This is a genomic window from Kitasatospora sp. NRRL B-11411, assembly GCF_000721345.1.
Taxonomy (GTDB): domain Bacteria; phylum Actinomycetota; class Actinomycetes; order Streptomycetales; family Streptomycetaceae; genus Kitasatospora; species Kitasatospora cineracea.
The window spans coordinates 1-202 of sequence record NZ_JOGH01000366.1; the positions used below are offsets into that span (position 1 = coordinate 1).

At 71.3% G+C, this 202-nt stretch carries 1 protein-coding gene; it reads left to right on the top strand.

What is annotated here, in order from left to right:
• Positions 1-202: prealbumin-like fold domain-containing protein (locus IH44_RS42265; RefSeq protein ID WP_035958735.1), on the top strand; the 202-nt coding region annotated here is incomplete at both ends.

The following is a 202-nucleotide window of genomic DNA, read 5'->3' on the forward strand; positions in this document are numbered from 1 at the left end:
GCGCCTGGTCAAGCACGACCAGGACGGCAAGCCGCTGCCCGGTGCGGTCTTCCAGCTGTGGCGCGAGTCCAACGGCACCGACGGCCTGCAGACCGACGGTGCCAAGCCCGACGCCAAGGTCGGCGACCCGTGCACCACCGGCGAGGACGGCACCTGCACCGAGCAGGCCGACCTGGGCACCTACTACTGGCAGGAGGTCAGC